At 65.2% G+C, this 18,651-nt stretch carries 11 protein-coding genes; 5 read left to right on the top strand and 6 right to left on the bottom strand.

Annotation, left to right across the window (positions count from 1 at the left end):
• Positions 1–390: 390 nt before the first annotated feature.
• The 3 genes from ACZ9H4_RS22745 to ACZ9H4_RS22735 all read left to right on the top strand — a co-directional run bounded on the left by ACZ9H4_RS22745 (position 391) and on the right by ACZ9H4_RS22735 (position 4,473).
• On the top strand, positions 391–2,637 hold the full coding sequence (locus tag ACZ9H4_RS22745; RefSeq protein ID WP_476120989.1) for a primosomal protein N': 2,247 nt from the start codon (positions 391–393) through the stop codon (positions 2,635–2,637).
• A gap of 169 nt (positions 2,638–2,806) precedes the next feature.
• Positions 2,807–4,219 carry a YeiH family protein gene (locus ACZ9H4_RS22740; RefSeq protein ID WP_476120987.1) on the top strand — a complete coding sequence of 471 codons (1,413 nt, stop codon included), beginning with the start codon at positions 2,807–2,809 and terminating at the stop codon, positions 4,217–4,219.
• A 5-nt stretch (positions 4,220–4,224) separates the two neighbouring features.
• Positions 4,225–4,473: a hypothetical protein gene (locus tag ACZ9H4_RS22735; protein WP_476120985.1), complete on the top strand. Its 249-nt coding sequence runs from the start codon at positions 4,225–4,227 to the stop codon at positions 4,471–4,473.
• Between the two features lie 213 nt (positions 4,474–4,686).
• Here the strand turns inward: ACZ9H4_RS22735 and ACZ9H4_RS22730 are convergent, their stop codons facing one another.
• The gene (locus ACZ9H4_RS22730; RefSeq protein ID WP_476120983.1) at positions 4,687–4,857 is read right to left on the bottom strand and encodes a hypothetical protein; all 171 of its coding nucleotides are present in this window, start codon (positions 4,855–4,857) and stop codon (positions 4,687–4,689) included.
• Between the two features lie 305 nt (positions 4,858–5,162).
• Here ACZ9H4_RS22730 and putA point away from each other — a divergent pair, with 305 nt between their 5' ends.
• Entirely contained in the window at positions 5,163–9,110 is a 3,948-nt protein-coding gene (gene putA / locus ACZ9H4_RS22725) for a trifunctional transcriptional regulator/proline dehydrogenase/L-glutamate gamma-semialdehyde dehydrogenase (protein WP_408152750.1), read from the top strand.
• Between the two features lie 194 nt (positions 9,111–9,304).
• A complete protein-coding gene (locus ACZ9H4_RS22720; RefSeq protein WP_408139950.1) occupies positions 9,305–10,453 on the top strand; it encodes a branched-chain amino acid ABC transporter substrate-binding protein in 1,149 nt (382 codons plus the stop codon).
• Positions 10,454–10,558: 105 nt separating this feature from the next.
• Here the strand turns inward: ACZ9H4_RS22720 and ACZ9H4_RS22715 are convergent, their stop codons facing one another.
• From ACZ9H4_RS22715 to gcvH, 5 genes are all read right to left on the bottom strand, one after another.
• Complete coding sequence (locus tag ACZ9H4_RS22715; protein WP_476120980.1) at positions 10,559–12,277, bottom strand: thiamine pyrophosphate-binding protein; 1,719 nt, start codon at positions 12,275–12,277, stop codon at positions 10,559–10,561.
• Positions 12,278–12,513: 236 nt separating this feature from the next.
• The gene (locus ACZ9H4_RS22710) at positions 12,514–13,902 is read right to left on the bottom strand and encodes an L-serine ammonia-lyase (RefSeq protein WP_408139954.1); all 1,389 of its coding nucleotides are present in this window, start codon (positions 13,900–13,902) and stop codon (positions 12,514–12,516) included.
• Between the two features lie 27 nt (positions 13,903–13,929).
• Positions 13,930–15,060: an alginate lyase family protein gene (locus tag ACZ9H4_RS22705; RefSeq protein WP_408139956.1), complete on the bottom strand. Its 1,131-nt coding sequence runs from the start codon at positions 15,058–15,060 to the stop codon at positions 13,930–13,932.
• Positions 15,061–15,187: 127 nt separating this feature from the next.
• The gene (gcvP, locus tag ACZ9H4_RS22700; RefSeq protein ID WP_408139957.1) at positions 15,188–18,124 is read right to left on the bottom strand and encodes an aminomethyl-transferring glycine dehydrogenase; all 2,937 of its coding nucleotides are present in this window, start codon (positions 18,122–18,124) and stop codon (positions 15,188–15,190) included.
• An 83-nt stretch (positions 18,125–18,207) separates the two neighbouring features.
• A complete protein-coding gene (gene gcvH, locus ACZ9H4_RS22695) occupies positions 18,208–18,588 on the bottom strand; it encodes a glycine cleavage system protein GcvH (protein WP_476120977.1) in 381 nt (126 codons plus the stop codon).
• Positions 18,589–18,651: the final 63 nt, after the last annotated feature.

Raw genomic sequence — 18,651 nt, 5'->3', positions numbered from 1 at the left:
GGGCCGTCGCATGGCGGTCTCGTGATTGTCAAGACTTGACTTATGCACATTTGCCACGCTGCGGCGCAGTAGAAGCTTTCGTCGTGTCCTGACCCTTGCACAGTGCCTGCGCATTTGATCTAACCCTTGTCAGGCAAGGCTTTGACGGGTTTTCGACGAAATGTGCGGTACCCCACAGAAGGCCCTAGCAGCGCGGCTCGCGGCCCATCCGGGCGAAGTTCTCAACAAAGTTATCCACAGGCCAGCGGATCGATTGCAATTGTTCAGCGGAATCCAAAACTTAGCACTGTTATTGAAGTTTTACTTTAACTTCGATCGGCTCTCTGCTTGTCCAATGTGCGCGGCGAGGTGGCATCACGTCGCGGCAGCACTCCCACGCCGTGCTGCCGCGTGAGCGAGGTCTTCGTCCGCGTCGCGCTGGACCATCCGCTGCCGACCCTGTTCGACTACCGTTACGACGCATCTGAAGCCGTCGCGCCGGGCATGCTCGTCAGCGTGCCATTCGGCAAGCGGCATGTGGTCGGGCTCGTCTGCGAAGTGACCACTCACAGCGACGTGCCGGCGAACCGCCTGCGCTCGGTCAGCAGCATATGCACCGCGTGCCCGCCGGTGTCGGCGGAATGGTTGAAGCTGAGCGCCTTCGCCGCGGACTACTACCAGCGCGGTCTCGGGGAGGTAGCGTTGCCCGCGTTGCCGCAAGCGTTACGCGATGCGTCGCGCTGGTCGCGCCTGTTCGCACCGGAGGCGCGCTACAGCCTCACGCCTGAAGGCCGGGCCGCACTGCCCGACGCTCTGCCTGCTCGCGCGAGCGCCTTGCGAAAACTCGCGCAGTCGCTCGCCCACGCCGACTTCCTGCTGAGCGCCGACGCTCGCGCGCTCCACCCCAAAGCGCTTGCGAACCTCGAAGCGTGGCAAGCGCAGGGTTGGGTGGCGCTCGACATCATCGAGGCCGCCGAAGTGCAGGCCGCGCCTGCGTCGCCCGCCGCGCCTGCGCCCGTGCTCCCCACGCTCACGAACGAGCAGACGGCCGCCGTCGAAGCGATTCGTGACGCGGACGGCTTTGCTCCGTTCCTCCTCCACGGCGTGACGGGCAGTGGCAAGACCGAGGTGTATCTACGCGCGCTCGCCGAGATTCTTGCCGCGAAGCCTGACGCCCAGGCGCTTGTCCTCGTGCCGGAAATCAATCTGACGCCGCAATTCGAGGCGGCTTTCCGCGCGCGCTTCGCCGCGCTAAACGGCACGTCGATCGTGACGCTGCACAGCGGCCTCGCGGAAGGTGAACGCGCCCGCCACTGGTTCGCCGCGCATACCGGGCGCGCGCGCATCGTGCTCGGTACGCGCCTCGCGGTGCTGGCGTCGCTGCCGAAGCTCGCGATCATCGTCGTCGATGAGGAGCACGATCCGGCCTACAAGCAGCAGGAAGGTTTGCGCTATTCGGCGCGCGATCTGGCGATTTATCGGGCGAAGCAACTGGGCCTGCCGGTCGTGCTCGGTTCGGCGACGCCGTCGCTCGAAAGCTGGTGGCAGGCCGATCAGGGGCGCTACAAACGGCTCACCTTGTCGCGCCGGGCCGTAGCCGACGCCGTGTTGCCCACCGTCAGGCTGATCGATCTCGAAGAGGAGCGCCGGCGCGGGCGAGCGTCGGTGGAAGGCTTGTCGGGCCCGCTGATTGCCGCGCTCAGGGCGCGGCTCGAGCGTGGCGAGCAGAGCCTCGTGTTCCTGAACCGCCGTGGCTACGCGCCCCAACTCGCCTGCGATGCGTGCGGCTGGGTGGCGGGCTGTCCGCGCTGCAGCGCCTACGTCGTCCTGCACAAGCCGGAGCGCGCGCTGCGCTGTCACCACTGCGGTTGGGAGTCGCGCATTCCGCGCTCCTGTCCGGAGTGCGGCAACGTCGACATCGCGCCGATGGGGCGCGGCACGCAGCGCGTCGAGGAAACGCTGGCGAGCGCGGTGCCCGGCGCCCGCGTGCTGCGCATCGATGCGGACAGCACGCGCCGCAAAGGCAGCGCGCAGGCGCTGTTCTCCGATGTCCACGCGGGCGAGGTCGACATTCTCGTCGGCACGCAGATGATCGCGAAGGGGCACGACTTCCAGCGCGTGTCGCTGGTCGGCGTGCTCAATGCCGACACCGCGCTGTTCTCCCACGATTTCCGCGCGAGTGAGCGCCTGTTCGCGCAATTGATACAGGTGAGCGGCCGGGCGGGCCGAGCCGGTCTGCCCGGCGAAGTGCTCGTGCAGACGCGCTATCCGCGCCACGCGCTGTACCACGCGCTGGGCCGCCACGACTACGTCGGTTTCGCCAACTCGACGCTGGCCGAGCGGCGCGACGCGCACCTGCCGCCGTTCGTCTATCAGGCGTTGCTGCGCGCCGAGGGTCGTACGCTGGAGGCCGCGCTCGCCTTTCTGCAGCAGGCCGCCGCGGAGCTGACCGGCATCCCGGCCGCCGAGCGCGTGACCGTGTACGACGCCGTGCCGCTGACCATCGTCAAGGTGATGCACGTGCATCGCGCGCAACTGTTGATCGAAAGCGCGTCGCGCGCCGCACTGCAGGCCACGCTGCGCGCGTGGCAACCGCTGCTGCGCGGCCTGAAAGGCGTGCTGCGCTGGAATCTCGAAGTCGATCCCCTCGACATCTGACGCCGGCCGCCAGCCGGCGGCCCGCATTACTTCTTCAGGTCATATTCATAGAGCGAATGGTCGTTTCGTTTTGGGACGCCGCTCGCCTATATTCGCCGAATCGGCGCACATTCAGGCAAAACTCCAATATTCCCGCGCCGATGCACCTCAACTTCCTCGGGGCATTGTGATGAGCGACACCAACCAGACCGTGCCGAGCGGCGCGACGCCAGCCAGGCGCCAGGGCACGCACGGCGGCGGACTCCTGCTGACAGAAGACTGGCTGGCCGTGTGGGTCGGCCTGCTCGTGATCGTGATTGCCTGGGCGCTGTTCGCGTCGGGCAGCAGCATCAAGTGGCTGGCGGTCGCGCCGGCCAAATGGTCGAGCATCGGCCAGGCTGCGCAGGACCTCGGCACGCATCTGCCGAACTACGTCGCGTTGTTCATCGTGTTCGCGCTGCTGTTCGGCGCAAGTCTCGCGCTGCTGAAGCAGCGTGTCGGCGCATTCCTTGCGGCGTTCCTGATTCTCTTCATCGCCTCGGCGCTGATCTTTACGCTGGGCGCGTGGGTCAACGCGTCGAAGTACAACCTGGAGCCGCCGTTGGTGGCGCTCGCGCTCGGCTTGCTGATCTCGAATCTGTTCACCTTGCCCGACTGGTTTTCGGCGGGCTTGCGGGTCGAGTTTTACATCAAGGTCGGCATCGTGCTGCTCGGCGCGACGCTGCCGTTCACGCTTCTGGTGTGGGCCGGACCGGTGGCGGTCGCGCAGGCGACCATCGTGTCGCTCGTGACGTTCTTCGTAATCTTCTTTGCCGCCAGAGCGTTCGGACTCGACCGGCGCTTCGCCGCGGTGCTCGGCGTGGGCGGCGCGGTGTGCGGCGTGTCGGCGGCGATCGCGATTGCCGGCGCGGTGCGGGCCAAGCGCGAACAGGCGTCGGTGGCGATTACGCTGGTGGTGCTGTGGGCGATCGTGATGATCTTCGTGTTGCCGTTCGCGTCGCGCTCGCTCGGGCTATCCACCGCGGTCGCGGGTGCGTGGATCGGCACCTCCGAATTCGCCGACGCCGCCGGCATCGCCGCCGCACAGGCCTACGGCGACTTCGCGAAGCACGCGGGCGGCGCGATTGCCGGCGCGCCGGAGGCGTCGCTGCAGGCGTTCACGCTGATGAAGGTGGTGGGCCGCGATATCTGGATCGGCATCTGGGCGTTCGTGCTGGCGATCGTCGCGACGACGCGCTGGGAGTCGCAGGATAGCGGTGTCAAAGCGATGCCGAATGCGGGCGAGATCTGGGCGCGTTTTCCGAAATTCGTGATTGGCTTTGTCATCGCGTCCGCGTTGGTGACGTGGATCGCCAGTCACTATTCGCTGGCCGATTACCGCAAGATCGTCACACCCGAGTTCGTCGCGCCGATCACCATATTGCGCACCTGGGCGTTCACGTTCTGTTTCCTCAGCATCGGCCTGACGACGCGCCTGCGTTCGCTCTCGGCGACCGGCCTGAAGCCGTTCCTCGCGTTCACTGCGGGAGTGGTGGTCAATATCGTCATCGGCTACGTGCTGTCCGCGCATGTGTTCGCGGCGTACTGGAACAGTCTCGGGTGAGGCTCGTGACACACCGGGGCGAGCGCATCGACAGGACCGCGGACGCGCACCAGCCGGCGTGCGCGCCGCGCTGCGCCGACTGTCGGCACCGCGCCGAGGATCGGCATTCGCTCGAGCAAAGCATTCCGGGACTCGCGGTGTTCAGTTCGGGGTTCGGCGCGAGCGTCGCGGATAGCCGCCTGTGCCGCCGCCATGACCAGCTGGTTTCGCCGGGCGATGTCTGCGCGCAGTTCGAGCCGCGCCCGTCGCGTTGACGCGTGCGTCGACCTCGTTGTCGAGATTGAACCCGGCGACGCATGCTCGCCGACCCACGCTCCGCGGCGAACCGCGGCACTTCCTCAAACGCCTGACGCACGAGTCGACCTTGTCTTCAGCGCGACCCTCTGCGACGCAAGCTCGCCAATCCACGTTCAGCGGCGGCAAGCACCGCTTTTCCACTCAGTAGCCCGGCACGCCGCGCGTGCGACTCAGTCGTTCAAAGCGGCTCGCGTATCTCCCGAAGGTACGTGCGATGCCGCGCGCGCGCCTGCCTTCGAGGCGACGCGCTTGCTCGACCCCGCCGTCGCGCCACGAATGAACAGCACCGCGCAGGCCGCGCACATCGCCCAGATGCCCAATACCACCAGCCACTTTTCCATTTCGCCAGTCCTCAAAAACCCCGTATCGTTTTTTGCGTGCCCTCAGGCCGCGCGCTATGTCTCTATAACGGCGCGCCGGATCATTTGATAAGGGCAAATGCAAAAAGAATCACGCCAGGGAAAGTACTGAGCGCAACCGGGGTCGGCGCGAGTGGCACCGTCGGCCGGAAACCCCTGTCACATAAGGCTTTCATTAGGGTGCAACCTTTCTGTGGAATTGGTTGCACCTTTTTATTTGGAGGCGTACGATTCGCCCAACTTTTAGTCTTTCACCAGGCATTCATCTGGTATCCGAAGAAGGAAACATGGCTAGCACCACCCTTGGCGTCAAGGTCGACGACCTCCTGCGTTCCCGGCTGAAAGATGCCGCCACCCGCCTCGAACGCACTCCGCACTGGCTGATCAAGCAGGCGATCTTCGCGTATCTCGAGAAAATCGAGCACGGCCAGCTGCCGCCTGAATTGTCGGGCGCTAGCGGTTCGGCCGATCTGGCCGACGGCGCGGCGGTCGAACAGGAGGAAGACGGTGCGTCGCATCCGTTCCTCGAATTCGCGCAAAACGTGCAACCGCAATCGGTGCTGCGCGCGGCGATCACGGCCGCATACCGTCGTCCGGAGCCGGAGTGCGTGCCGTTCCTGCTGGGTCAGGCGCGCTTGCCGGCCAATCTCGCGGGCGACGTGCAGGCGATGGCCGGCAAACTGGTCGAAACGCTGCGCACCAAGAGCAAGGGCGGCGGCGTCGAAGGACTGATCCACGAATTCTCGCTGTCGAGCCAGGAAGGCGTGGCACTGATGTGCCTCGCCGAAGCGCTGCTGCGTATTCCCGATCGCGCAACCCGCGACGCGCTGATCCGCGACAAGATCAGCAAGGGCGACTGGAAATCGCACGTCGGCCAGGCGCCGTCGCTGTTCGTCAATGCCGCCACCTGGGGCTTGATGATCACCGGCAAGCTGGTGACGACCAATAGCGAAACGAGTCTGTCGTCGGCGCTGACGCGTTTGATCGGCAAGGGCGGCGAGCCGCTGATCCGCAAGGGCGTCGACATGGCGATGCGCCTGATGGGCGAGCAGTTCGTCACCGGCGAGAACATCTCCGAGGCGCTTGCCAACAGCCGCAAATACGAAGCGCGCGGCTTCCGCTACTCGTACGACATGCTTGGCGAAGCGGCCACCACCGAAGCCGACGCGCAGCGTTACTACGCGTCGTACGAACAGGCGATCCACGCGATCGGCAAGGCCGCCGGCGGCCGTGGCATCTACGAAGGCCCGGGCATCTCGATCAAGCTCTCGGCGCTGCATGCACGCTACTCGCGCTCGCAGCAGGAACGCACGATGAGCGAACTGCTGCCGCGCGTGCGCTCGCTCGCGATCCTCGCGCGCCGCTACGACATCGGCCTGAACATCGACGCCGAAGAAGCCGACCGCCTCGAAATCTCGCTCGACCTACTCGAAGCGCTGTGCTTCGATCCGGAGCTGGCCGGCTGGAACGGTATCGGCTTCGTGGTGCAGGCTTATCAGAAGCGCTGCCCGTTCGTGATCGAATACATCATCGATCTGGCGCGCCGCAGCCGTCACCGCATCATGGTGCGCCTCGTGAAGGGCGCGTACTGGGACACCGAAATCAAGCGCGCGCAAGTGGACGGTCTCGAAGGCTATCCGGTCTACACGCGCAAGATCTACACGGACGTGTCGTATCTCGCGTGCGCGAAGAAGCTGCTCGGCGCACCCGACGCGGTTTATCCGCAGTTCGCCACGCACAACGCGCACACGCTGTCGGCGATCTATCACCTCGCGGGCAACAACTATTACCCCGGCCAGTACGAGTTCCAGTGCCTGCACGGCATGGGCGAGCCGCTGTACGAGGAAGTGACCGGCCCGCTGTCCGCTGGCAAGTTGAACCGTCCGTGCCGCGTCTACGCGCCGGTCGGCACGCATGAGACGCTGCTCGCGTACCTCGTGCGCCGTCTGCTGGAAAACGGCGCGAACACGTCGTTCGTGAACCGCATCGCCGATGAAAACGTCGCGATCAAGGATCTGATCGCCGACCCGGTCGACGAAGCGTCGAAGATCGTGCCGCTCGGCGCGCCGCACGCGAAGATTCCGCTGCCGCGCAATCTGTACGGCGCCGAGCGCCTCAATTCGATGGGCCTCGATCTGTCGAACGAGCATCGCCTCGCATCGTTGTCGTCGGCGTTGCTGGCGAGCGCGCATCATCCGTGGCGCGCCGCGCCGATGCTCGAAGACAACGAGATCGCCGTGGCTACCGGTGGTGTGGCACGCGACGTGCGCAACCCGGCGGACCAGCGCGACCTGGTCGGCACGGTCGTCGAAGCGACGCGGGAGCACGTGAGCGCCGCGCTCGCGCATGCAGTGGCCGCGGCGCCGATCTGGCAAGCCACGCCCGTCGACGCACGGGCCGATTGCCTTGCGCGTGCCGCCGATCTGCTCGAAGCGCAGATGCACACGCTGATGGGCCTGGTGGTGCGTGAAGCCGGCAAGTCGTTGGCGAACGCGGTCGCGGAAATCCGCGAGGCGATCGACTTCCTGCGCTACTACTCCACGCAGATCCGCGACGAGTTCTCGAACGACACGCACCGTCCGCTGGGGCCTGTGGTCTGTATCAGCCCGTGGAATTTCCCGCTGGCGATTTTCATGGGCCAGGTGGCGGCGGCGCTCGCAGCCGGCAACACCGTGCTCGCGAAACCTGCTGAACAAACGCCGCTGATCGCCGCGCAAGCCGTGCGGATTCTGCGCGAAGCCGGCGTGCCGGCGGGCGCGGTGCAACTGCTGCCGGGCGATGGCGAAACGGTCGGCGCGGCGTTGGTGGCCGACCCGCGCACTCGTGCGGTGATGTTCACCGGCTCGACCGAAGTCGCGCGCCTGATCAACAAGACGCTGTCGAACCGGCTCGATCCGGACGGCAAACCGATTCCGCTGATCGCCGAAACCGGCGGCCAGAATGCGATGATCGTCGACTCGTCGGCGCTCGCCGAACAGGTGGTCGCGGACGTGCTGCAATCGTCATTCGACTCCGCCGGTCAACGGTGTTCCGCGCTGCGCGTTCTTTGTCTGCAAGACGACGTCGCGGATCGCACGCTCGAAATGCTGACGGGTGCGATGCGTGAACTGGCGGTGGGCAATCCGGATCGCCTGTCGATCGACGTTGGCCCTGTGATCGACCTCGACGCGAAACGCGGCATCGATGCGCACGTCGCGGCGATGCGTGAGAAAGGCCGCAAGGTCGAACAACTGCCGATGCCGGAAGGTTGCGCACAAGGCACCTTCGTGCCGCCGACGCTGATCGAACTCGATAGCATCGACGAACTGAAGCGCGAAGTGTTCGGCCCGGTGCTGCACGTGGTGCGTTATCGCCGAAGCCAGCTCGACAAGCTACTCGAACAGATCCGCACGACCGGCTATGGCCTGACGCTCGGCATCCATACGCGGATCGATGAAACGATCGCTCATGTGATCAGCCGCGCGCACGTCGGCAACATCTACGTGAACCGCAACGTGATCGGTGCGGTGGTGGGTGTGCAGCCGTTCGGCGGTGAAGGTCTGTCGGGCACGGGTCCGAAAGCGGGGGGCGCGCTGTATCTGCAGCGATTGCTCGCCACGCGTCCGGCGGGTTTGCCGAAGTCGCTCGCGAAGGCGTTGGTCGCGGAGGTACCGCAAGCCGCCGCAAACGGCGACAATCCGTCCGCTGCATTGACCGCGCTGCGTGACTGGCTGATCGCAGAACGCCAGCCGCAACTGGCCGCGCGCTGCGATGGTTATCTGTCGCATGTGCCGGCGGGCGCGACCGCAGTGTTGTCGGGGCCCACCGGCGAGCGCAATACCTACACGTTGGGCGCGCGCGGCACGGTGCTGTGTGTCGCGTCGACGGCGAGCGGTGCGCGCGTGCAGTTTGCCGCCGCGCTGGCTACGGGAAATCGTGCGCTGTTCGAAGGCGCGGCGGGTGAACAATTGGTGTCGCAACTGCCCGCGTCGCTGAAGTCGTACGCGAGCGTCAAGAAGAGCGCCGACACGCCGTTCGATGCCGTGCTGTTCGAAGGCGACAGCGACGAACTGCTGGCGCTGGTGAAGGAAGTCGCGAAACGTCCGGGGCCGATCGTCTCGGTGCAGGGCGTCGCGGCGCGGGCGCTCGAAAGCGGTGAAGAGGATTACGCGCTCGAGCGTCTGTTGACGGAACGCTCGGTCAGCGTGAATACGGCAGCAGCAGGCGGCAATGCGAATTTGATGACGATCGGTTGAGCGAACCTCATCGATCCCTTCACAAGAAAACGCCGGGCCGCTCCCAAGTTTTCCGCCCCGAAGGAAGTCCCCTTGGGGATTGCCCCCTCGGGGGGCCTGGCGCGAAGCGTCAGGTTTGGGGGCGCTCAGCAAAAACGGAAGCGGTACGGCGACCCCGATATCGCTCCATCTACACCTGGTACCAAGGAGAAGCTATGCAACACAAGATGAAACAGCTGGCAGGCGCAGCGCTGGTTGCGGCAATGTCGCTGGCGGGGACGGCCAACGCGCAATCGACGGAAGACGTGAAGGTGGGTTTCGCCGGTCCGATGACGGGCGCACAGGCTCACTACGGCAAGGACTTCCAGAACGGCATCACGCTGGCAGTGGAAGAGATGAACGCGACCAAGCCGGTGATCGGCGGCAAGCAGGTTCGCTTCGTGTTGGATTCGGCCGACGACCAGGCTGACCCGCGCACCGGCACGACCGTCGCGCAAAAGCTGGTGGACGACGGCATCAAGGGCATGCTCGGTCACTTCAATTCGGGCACCACGATCCCGGCTTCGCGCATCTACGCGAACGCAGGCATCCCGCAGATCGCGATGGCGACGGCGCCGGAATACACGCAGCAAGGCTTCAAGACCACGTTCCGCATGATGACGTCCGACACGCAGCAAGGCTCGGTCGCCGGCGCGTTCGCGGTCAAGAATCTGGGCATGAAGAAGATCGCGATCGTCGACGACCGCACGGCTTACGGCCAGGGTCTGGCAGATCAGTTCGAAAAGGCGGCGAAGGCGGCGGGCGCGACGATCGTCGATCGTGAATACACGAACGACAAGGCTGTCGATTTCAAGTCGATCCTGACCAAGCTCAAGTCCACGAACCCGGATCTGATCTACTACGGCGGCGCGGATTCGCAAGCGGCACCGATGGCCAAGCAGATGAAGCAGCTTGGCGTGAAGGCGCCGCTGATGGGTGGGGAGATGGTTCACACGCCGACCTTCATCAAGCTCGCGGGCGACGCGGCGAACGGCACGGTGGCGTCGCTTGCCGGCCTGCCGCTGGAAGAAATGCCGGGCGGCAAGGACTACGTCGCGAAGTACAAGAAGCGTTTCAACGAAGACGTGCAAACGTACTCGCCGTACGCTTACGACGGCGCAATGGCGATGTTTGCCGCGATGAAGACTGCAAACTCGACCGATCCGGCCAAGTACCTGCCGGTGCTCGCGAAGACCTCGATGCCGGCGGTGACGTCGTCGAACCTCGCGTATGACAGCCGCGGCGATCTGAAGAACGGCGGCATCACGCTGTACAAGGTGGTCGACGGCAAGTGGACCACGCTGCAAAGCGTGGGCGGGAAGTAAGCGGAGGTTGCTGCTTGCTTTGACGTCGGACGTCGGAAGAAACCCCGCTTCGGCGGGGTTTTTTTATGGGGCAGTTGTTCCGAACCTGCTCTTCACACAAGCCCCCTACTCCCCCCGCATTTTCCTCCCCTGCTCGCGAATCTGTTCCAACGTCGCGCCCGGCGTGCTCGCTTCCTGCGGCATGCGAATCTCGATCACCGCCGCGCGCTGCGCGTTCATCGCGCGTTGCAAGGCCGGCAGAAAATCCTCCGTCCGCTCCACCGTTTCGCCATGTGCGCCGAACGACCGCGCGAACGCTGCAAAGTCCGGATTCGTGAGCCCGGTGCCGTGCACGCGGTTCGGATAGTGCCGCTCCTGGTGCATCCGGATCGTGCCGAAGTGGCTGTTGTTCACGACAATGAAAAGCACATGAAGGTCATACTGCATCGCCGTCGCGAGTTCCTGCGCGGCCATCATGAAGCAGCCGTCGCCGGCGAGCGCGACGACCGCCCGCTGCGGATACAGCGACTTCGCCGCGATTGCCGCCGGCACGCCGTAGCCCATCGCACCACTCGTCGGCGCGAGTTGCGAGCGATAGTGCCGATATGAAAAGTGCCGATGCAGCCACGTCGCGTAATTGCCCGCGCCGTTCGTGAGGATCGCGTCCTCCGGCAGATGCGCGCGCAACTGCTGAATCACTTCGCCCATTTGCACGTCGCCGGGAATCGGGCGCGGCTTGCGCCACTCGAGATACGCGCGATGCGCATCCTCGGCCGCACCGGCCCACGCCGGCTGGCCGGACGATGGCTGCAACGCCGCCAGCGCCGCAGCCAGTTCCGGCATGCCGGAGACGATCGGCAGATCCGCGACGTACACACGCCCCAACTCTTCCGCGCCCTGATGCACGTGCACGAGCGTCTGCTTCGTCTTCGGAATGTCGAGCAGCGTGTAGCCGTTCGTCGTCGCTTCGCCCATGCGCGGGCCAAGCACGAGCAACAGATCGGCATCGCGGATACGCTGCGCCAGCGCCGGATTGATGCCGAGGCCGACGTCGCCCGCGTAGTTCGGATGTTCGTTGTCGAGCGTGTCCTGAAAGCGGAACGCGAGGCCGATCGGCAGTTGCCAGTTCTCGACGAAGCGCCGCAAGTCCGCACATGCGGCCGGCGTCCAGCCGCTGCCGCCCGCGATCACCATGGGCCGCTGCGAGCCTTCGAGCAACTCACGCAGCTTGTCGATCTGCGCGGCCGACGGCGACGCCGCCACGCGTTGATAAGCCGGCACGCCGGCCACGGCATCGCATGCATCGCTCAACACGTCTTCCGGCAACGACAGCACGACGGGCCCCGGCCGACCTGAGGTCGCCGTGTGAAACGCGTGGCTCAGATATTCGGGAATGCGTTTCGGGTCGTCGATTTGCGCGACCCACTTCGCCATCTGGCCGAACATGCGCCGATAGTCGATTTCCTGGAAAGCCTCGCGGTCGAGATGCTCACGTGCGCATTGACCGATCAGCAGGATCATCGGTGTGGAATCCTGAAACGCGGTATGCACGCCGATCGACGCGTGCGTCGCGCCCGGCCCGCGCGTGACGAGCGCGACGCCCGGGCGGCCGGTCAGTTTGCCGACCGCCTCCGCCATGTTCGCCGCGGCGGCTTCGTGGCGGCACACAATGGTCTGGATGCGCCCGGTCTCGTCGTACAGCGAATCGAGCACAGCGAGAAAACTTTCCCCGGGAACGCAGAAAACGCGTTCGACGCCATGCGTGAGCAAAGCATCGACGACGAGACGCGCACCGGTCGTGCGAGCAAGGTTGGAATCTGAAACGGGAGCATTCGGCTGCGACATTGCGAAGAAGCCTCCAGGCAGTACGTGAGTGCGATCGGATAGTGCCGCATCGACGCCGCGTGAGGTGCGGGCCGGTGGGCGCTTCGACAGCTTACGCCGAGCGCGCGTGCGCTGTCATGGCGCAGCGCAACTGTCCTGTCCGACGAGGCGCGAACCTGAAGCGCAAAGAGCGTGAGCACGCAAAATGAAAAACGCGGGCCGTGGCCCGCGTCGTCATGTGCAATGAATGCGTGTGATCAACACTCGACGATATTCACCGCCAGCCCGCCCCGCGAGGTTTCCTTGTACTTGGTCTTCATATCCGCGCCGGTTTCGCGCATGGTCTTGATGACCGAATCGAGTGACACATAGTGGCTGCCGTCGCCGCGCAATGCCATGCGCGCCGCGTTGACCGCTTTCACCGACGCCATCGCGTTGCGTTCGATGCACGGAATCTGCACCATCCCGCCGACCGGATCGCAGGTCAGTCCAAGGTTATGTTCCATGCCGATTTCCGCGGCGTTCTCGACCTGCTTCGGCGTGCCGCCCATCACGGCGGCAAGCGCGCCTGCCGCCATCGAGCAGGCCACGCCCACCTCGCCCTGGCAGCCCACTTCCGCGCCGGAAATCGAGGCGTTCAGCTTGTACAGAATGCCGATGGCCGCTGCCGTCATCAGGAAGTCGATCACGCCCTGCTGGTTCGAGCCCGGCATGAAGCGCGTGTAGTAATGCAGCACGGCCGGAATGATGCCGGCGGCGCCGTTGGTCGGCGCGGTGACGACGCGGCCGCCCGCGGCGTTTTCTTCGTTGACCGCGATTGCGTAGAGATTGATCCAGTCGATCATCGACAACGGATCACGCAGCGCGAGTTCAGGATTGCCGGACAGCGCGCGATACAGCTGCGGCGCGCGACGCTTCACCTGAAAAGGCCCGGGCAAGTTGCCATCGGCGTCGGGGTTGTTGATGCCGCAGCCGCGCGCGACGCACGATTGCATCACGTCCCAGATTTTCAGCAAGCCGGCGCGCGTTTCTTCTTCGGTATGCCACACGCGCTCGTTGTCCCACATCAACTGAGCGATGCTCTTGCCGGTCGACGCGCACAGCGCGAGCAATTCATTGCCGGTGCGAAACGAGTGCGGCAATTGATCGACGGCGCTCAGCACTTTCGTGTTCGGCGCGCCGGCCGTCACCACGAAGCCGCCGCCCACCGACAGATAGGTCGACGCGCGTAGCGTCTCGCCTTGTGCATCGAACGCGTGCAACTTCAGCCCGTTCGGATGCTCGGCCAACGCCTGGCGATAAAACGAAATGTGATCCTTCTGCACGAACGGCACTTCGTGTGTGCCGAGCAGCGGCAGCTTGCGCGACACCCGCACCGCGTCGAGACGTTGCGCGATAGTGTCCGGGTCGACGGTGTCGGGCGCGTCACCCATCAGGCCGAGCATCACGCCGCGATCCGTGCCGTGGCCCTTGCCGGTCGCGCCGAGCGATCCGTACAGATCTACCTTCACCGACGCGGTTGCGTCCAGCAGTCCGTCGCGTTCGAGCCCTTGAACGAACATCAGCGCCGCGCGCATCGGCCCGACCGTATGCGAACTGGACGGACCAATGCCGATTTTGAAGAGATCGAACACGCTGACTGCCATTGACTGCTCCCTGCTGATAAGTAGATGTTAGCGCGCCGGCAGCGGCAAGCACACGGCGAGCCACGCGGGTGGCGTCGGTGCGAGCTGTAGCGCGATTGGCGTAAAGCGTCCGTCGAGACGCGCGGCCAGGTGAAACAGTTCCGTTGCGTTCTTCGGGTCCCATGGACCCGAGTAGCCAGGCAAGCCGGCCTCGCGACGTTTTGCATCGAACGGGACGCTCGAATGCACGAATTCTTCATGCTTCTGACTGCCGGACGCGAACGGCGCCAGCCAGTTGAGCGCGGCCAGCAGCGTGGCGCCGTTGGCGCCTTTCTCCTGCAGCCAGTTGCGGTTGTGGCGGCGCGCGGCAAGCGCGGCCATCACGAGCGGCTGCAAATCGTAGGTGACGTAGTGCAGCGCGTCGCGTTCGCTGAAGTCGACGGTCGCGCCGTCCGGCGCGATGTTGTCGCCGATATGCTCGACGAACAGACGCTGCGCCGCGGTGATCATCTTGCGGTTGTCGAGCGTGAACGCCGCCATCGCGATCAGCTTGATCCGGTGGCTTTGCCAATTGTTGCGGAACGTGCCTTTCAGCGGCCGCGGCTGGGCGTCGATCTGCGCGATGTAACCGTTCGCGAGCTTCGTCAGGAACGCCATTGCCGCGTTGCGCGTCTTCACGGGCAACGCGCTCGCGGTCATGTCGTACGCGAGGATCAGCCCTTCGAAATGGGTTTCGTCGATCGGATTGAAACTCGGCTGATAAGTCGTGACCCACGCGTACAGCAGGCGGTCGACGAGCTTCAGAAACCGGTCGTCGCTGGTCGCACGCCAGGCGAGCGCGGCGTCGCGCAGCAGATCGAGATCCTTCTCCGCTTCGACGCTCTGATCGTAGATGCCCTCGTGCGGCAGCGTGCCCTCGGTATGCAGCTTCGCGAGCGCATGCGGCTGCGCGTTCAGATGCGTTTGCACGTTGCTCACGAGCGCCTTCACGCCGGGATCGGCGTTGGTGCGCTCGCTGGTCTGCAACGCGGGCGCCGCACAGAAATTCATCGCGGCCTGCGCTTGCCGCAGCGGCAGCAGCGCCGCCGCGCCCGCCAGCATCAAGACGCACGTTTGCCGCCACGGGCGGGCTCGCGTCGCTGCGGCCCCGCTTTGCATCGATCGCACCTTTCGCGCCATGCGAAACTCCTCGTTAGGCTGATTCGGTGTGTGATGTTAGCCGTTTGCGGCCACGAGCGACAGAAGCCCGGGTGGAACCGCGCACCGCCCTGCCGCCCGTTCGGACAGAGGGCGATGCGCCGTGCGCTTACTCGTAGTCGGCGATCGGCACGCAGGAGCAGAACAGATTGCGGTCGCCGTACACGTTGTCCGCACGGCCGACCGGCGGCCAGTACTTCTTCGCGATCAACGTGGGCAGCGGATACGCGGCGGTTTCGCGTGCATACGCATGCTTCCAGTCGTCGGCGATCACCACGGCAGCGGTGTGCGGCGCGTGCTTCAGCGGATTGTCCTCACGATCCGAGCGGCCTTCTTCGACCGCGCGAATTTCGTCGCGGATCGCGATCATCGCTTCGATGAAGCGGTCGAGTTCTTCCTTCGATTCCGATTCGGTCGGCTCGACCATCAACGTACCCGGCACCGGGAAGCTCATCGTCGGCGCGTGGAAACCGTAGTCGGCGAGGCGCTTGGCGACGTCGTCCACGGTGATGCCGCTGGTTTCCTTCAACGGACGCAGATCGAGAATGCACTCGTGCGCGACCAGTCCGCCCGGGCCCGAATACAGCACCGGATAGTGCGGCGCGAGTTTGTTCGCGAGGTAGTTCGCGTTGAGGATCGCGGTTTCGGTGGCGGCGGTCAGGTTCTTCGCGCCCATCATCGCGATGTACATCCACGAGATCGGCAGGATCGATGCGGAGCCGTACGGTGTGCCCGACACCGCGCCGATACCGTTCGGCGCGCGCTCATAGCCCGACGAGATCTGGTTCGGCAGGAACTGCGCGAGGTGCGCCCCGACCGCGACCGGACCGACGCCTGGTCCGCCGCCGCCGTGCGGAATGCAGAAGGTCTTGTGCAGGTTCAGGTGCGAGACGTCGCCGCCGAACTGGCCCGGCGCGCACAGACCGACCATCGCGTTCATGTTCGCGCCGTCCACGTACACCTGGCCGCCGTGCGCATGCACGATCTCGCAGATTTCGCGCACGTTCGCTTCGAACACGCCGTGCGTGGACGGATACGTGATCATGATCGCCGCGAGCTTGTCGGCGTGCTGAGCGGCCTTCTTCTTCAGGTCTTCGATATCGACATTGCCTTGCGCGTCGCAGGCGACCACCACGACCTGCATACCGGCCATCTGCGCCGATGCCGGGTTCGTGCCGTGCGCCGAAGCGGGAATCAGGCAGACGTTGCGATGCGCTTCGCCGCGCGACGCGTGATACGCGTGGATGATCAGGAGACCCGCGTACTCGCCTTGCGAGCCGGCATTCGGTTGCAGCGAAACGGCGGCATAACCGGTTGCGGCGACCAGCATCTCTTCGAGCTGATCGATCATTTCGCGGTAGCCGACGGTTTGCTCGGCCGGCGCGAACGGATGGATCTGGCCGAATTCGGGCCACGTGACCGGCAGCATTTCCGAGGTCGCGTTCAGCTTCATCGTGCACGAGCCGAGCGGGATCATCGAGCGGTCGAGCGCGAGGTCCTTGTCCGACAGACTGCGCAGATAGCGCAGCATTTCCGTCTCCGAATGATGACGGTTGAACACGTGGTGCGTGAGGTACGCGCTGGTGCGCTCGAGCGCAGCCGGTACCGAGGCGGTGTTCGAAGCAGCCATCGCGGCGTCGAGCGCGTCGACTTGCGGCACCTCGCTCGCGAAGGCGGCTTGCGCGAAGACCGCGAGCAGATCGGCCAGATCGTGGCGCGTCGTGGTTTCGTCGATCGACAGGCCCACTTGCGTCGCGCTCACGCGGCGCAGGTTGATGCGCCTCGCGGTGGCGGCGTCGAGCAGCGCTTGCGTGCGCGCGCCGGTGTCGAACGTGAGCGTGTCGAAGAAGGTTTCGTTGACGAGCGTGTAGCCGAGCTGCTTCGCGCCTTCGGCGAGCAGCGCGGCGATGCGGTTCACGCGCAGCGCGATGGTCTTCAGACCGTGCGGGCCGTGATAGACCGCGTACATGCTGGCCATGATCGCGAGCAGCGCTTGCGCGGTACACACGTTCGAGGTGGCCTTCTCGCGGCGGATATGTTGTTCGCGCGTTTGCAGCGCGAGACGCAGCGCGGGGTTGCCTTGCGCATCGACGGTCACGCCGACGAGACGCCCCGGCATCTGACGCTTGAATTCGTCGCGCACCGCGAGATAGGCGGCATGCGGGCCGCCAAAACCGACCGGTACGCCGAAGCGCTGCGTATTGCCGACGGCCACGTCCGCGCCCCATTCGCCCGGCGGCGTAAGCACGGTCAGTGCGAGCAGGTCGGCGGCGACCACCACGTGGCCGCCCGCTGCGTGGATCGCTTCGGTCAGCGCGCGGTAGTCGCGCACGTCGCCGTTCACGCCCGGGTATTGCAGCAGCACGCCGAATGCGTTCGAGTTCGCGGCTTCAGCGGCGGGTCCGACTTTCACTTCGATGCCGACCGGCGTGGCGCGCGTCTTCACCACTTCGATGGTTTGCGGCAGCACGTCGTCGGCGACGAAGAACACGTTCGACTTCGGCTTGCCCACACGTTGCAGCAGCGTCATCGCTTCGGCGGCGGCGGTGGCTTCGTCGAGCAGCGACGCGTTCGAGATCGCGAGACCCGTCAGGTCGACGATCATCTGCTGGAAGTTCAACAGCGCTTCCAGACGGCCTTGCGAAATTTCCGGCTGATACGGCGTGTACGCGGTGTACCACGCCGGATTTTCCAGCACGTTGCGCAGGATCACCGTCGGGGTGTGCGCGTTGTAATAGCCCTGCCCGATATACGAGCGGAACACCTGGTTCTTGTCCGCGAGTTCGCGCAGCGCGGCGAGGGCTTCGGCCTCGCTCTTCGGTTGCGCGAAGGGACCGAGCGGCAGCGTTTCGGTGCGGCGGATCGTCTTCGGAATCACGGCGTCGATCAGCGCGGCGCGCGAGGCGAAGCCGAGGGCTTCGAGCAGCGCTTCCTGGTCGGCGGAATCCGGGCCGATATGCCGTTCGGCGAAGGCGTCATGCACTTCGAGCGCGGCGAGCGAGAGAGGAGTGCGGTTCATCAGACGATCCGGGTGTTCGAGCTTCATGGGTGTTCCTGGCGGTGCGGCTATCCCTGGGCTTCGAGAGGGACGCGCCGCACCTGGCGGGTTAAACGTAAAGGTGAATCAGATCAGGCGCCGATCGACTTCGTGTACGCGTCGGCGTCGATCAGGCGATCTTGCGTCGCGTCGGCGGCCGGCTTGATCTTGAAGAGCCAGCTTTCGTACGGCATGCTGTTGACCGAGTCGGGCGAGTCGGCCACGGCCGAGTTCGCTTCGATGATCTCGCCCGAGACCGGCGCGTAGATGTCGGAAGCGGCCTTCACCGATTCGATCACGGCAACGGTGTCGCCCGCCGTCACGGTCTTACCCAGTTGCTGGACTTCGAAGAAGACGATGTCGCCGAGCGCTTCCTGCGCGTGGTCGGTGATGCCGACCGTCAGCGTGCCGTCCGCTTCGGTGCGGACCCATTCGTGCGATTCGGTGTATTTGAGGTCGGCCGGGATGCTCATCGGATGCTCCTGTGCGGTGTGATTCGGTATTGGCTTAAAAAGAGGGGGCGTGCGCGCGGCTGC

The sequence above is a fragment of the Paraburkholderia sp. TE9906 genome, assembly GCF_056279605.1.
This window is presented reverse-complemented; position numbering and strand designations above follow the sequence as displayed.

Excerpts from the sequence above, each read along its gene's own strand:
- ACZ9H4_RS22740 (WP_476120987.1), top strand. The coding sequence starts at position 2,807 with ATGAGCGACACCAACCAGACCGTGCCGAGCGGCGCGACGCCAGCCAGG.
- ACZ9H4_RS22730 (WP_476120983.1), bottom strand. The coding sequence starts at position 4,857 with ATGGAAAAGTGGCTGGTGGTATTGGGCATCTGGGCGATGTGCGCGGCC.
- putA (WP_408152750.1), top strand. The coding sequence starts at position 5,163 with ATGGCTAGCACCACCCTTGGCGTCAAGGTCGACGACCTCCTGCGTTCC.
- ACZ9H4_RS22720 (WP_408139950.1), top strand. The coding sequence starts at position 9,305 with ATGCAACACAAGATGAAACAGCTGGCAGGCGCAGCGCTGGTTGCGGCA.
- ACZ9H4_RS22715 (WP_476120980.1), bottom strand. The coding sequence starts at position 12,277 with ATGTCGCAGCCGAATGCTCCCGTTTCAGATTCCAACCTTGCTCGCACG.
- ACZ9H4_RS22710 (WP_408139954.1), bottom strand. The coding sequence starts at position 13,902 with ATGGCAGTCAGCGTGTTCGATCTCTTCAAAATCGGCATTGGTCCGTCC.
- ACZ9H4_RS22705 (WP_408139956.1), bottom strand. The coding sequence starts at position 15,060 with ATGGCGCGAAAGGTGCGATCGATGCAAAGCGGGGCCGCAGCGACGCGA.
- gcvP (WP_408139957.1), bottom strand. The coding sequence starts at position 18,124 with ATGAAGCTCGAACACCCGGATCGTCTGATGAACCGCACTCCTCTCTCG.
- gcvH (WP_476120977.1), bottom strand. The coding sequence starts at position 18,588 with ATGAGCATCCCGGCCGACCTCAAATACACCGAATCGCACGAATGGGTC.